This is a genomic window from Streptomyces prasinopilosus, assembly GCF_001419695.1.
In the GTDB taxonomy this organism is placed as follows: Bacteria; Actinomycetota; Actinomycetes; order Streptomycetales; family Streptomycetaceae; genus Streptomyces; species Streptomyces prasinopilosus.
In genome coordinates this window covers 1-1,223 of record NZ_LIRG01000987.1, presented here as the reverse complement: position 1 = coordinate 1,223, position 1,223 = coordinate 1, and the positions used below count along the sequence as shown (strand labels likewise).

1 protein-coding gene is annotated in these 1,223 nt (G+C 79.9%); it reads left to right on the top strand.

Annotated features, from left to right (window positions below; all coding sequences use genetic code 11):
- Positions 1-1,223 (top strand): ATP-binding cassette domain-containing protein (locus tag AOK18_RS29380; RefSeq protein ID WP_055696281.1); only part of this gene is annotated, 1,223 nt, incomplete at both ends.

The following is a 1,223-nucleotide window of genomic DNA, read 5'->3' as shown; positions in this document are numbered from 1 at the left end:
CTCTCCGGCGGCCAGCGGCAGCGCGTCGCCATCGGCTCGGTCCTCACCCCGCACCCCCGGGTGCTGGTCCTCGACGAGCCGACGTCCGCGCTGGACCCCGCGGCGGCCGAGGAGGTCCTCGCGGTGCTCCAGCGCCTCGTCCACGATCTCGGCACCACCGTCCTCCTGGCCGAGCACCGCCTGGAACGCGTCGTCCAGTACGCCGACCGGGTGGCGCTGCTGCCGGGGCCGGGGGAGCCCCCGCTGCTCGGGACCCCCGCGGAGGTGATGGCCGTGTCCCCGGTGTTCCCGCCGGTGGTGGCCCTGGGCCGGCTCGCCGGCTGGTCCCCGCTCCCGCTGACCGTGCGCGACGCCCGCCGCCGTGCGGCCCCCCTGCGCGAGCGCCTCGCGCAGGCGGAGGCGGCGGCGAGGACGGAGGCCGCGTCCGCCCCGGCGGCACCGGCGGCCGTCCGGCCGGTCCCGGCCGGCCTGCCCGCCGCCGCCCCCGTGCCCCGCAGGAGCCCCTTCTCCCTGTTCGCCCGCGGGCGGGCGGGCACGGCCGCGGCCTCCCCCGGCCCCGCGTCCGCCCCCGCGCGGGTGGCCGAGGTCCGCGCCCTGGCCGTCCGCCGCGGCGGCGTCCGGGCGCTGCGCCACGTCGACCTGACGGTCGCCCCCGGCGAGACGATCGCGCTCATGGGCCGCAACGGCGCCGGCAAGTCCACGCTGCTCGGCGCGCTGGTCGGGCTCGTGGAACCGTCCGCCGGTTCGGTCCGCACCGGTGGCGCCGTGCCGCACCGCGCCCGCCCCCGCGACCTGGTCCGGCGGGTGGGGCTCGTCCCGCAGGAACCGCGGGACCTGCTGTACGCGGACACGGTCGCCGCGGAGTGCGCCGCCGCCGACCGGGACGCGGAGGCGCAGCCGGGCTCCTGCCGCGCCCTGCTCTCGGAACTGCTGCCCGGCATCGCGGACGACGTCCACCCGCGCGACCTGTCCGAGGGCCAGCGCCTGACCCTCGCCCTGGCGATCGTCCTCACCGCCCGCCCGCCCCTGCTCCTCCTCGACGAGCCGACCCGCGGCCTGGACTACGCGGCGAAGGCCCGCCTGGTGACCGTCCTGCGCGGGCTGGCCGCCGAGGGCTACGCGATCGTCCTGGCCACGCACGACGTGGAGCTGGCGGCGGAACTCGCCCACCGGGTCGTCCTGCTCGCCGAGGGCGAGGTCATCGCCGACGGCCCGGCAGCCGA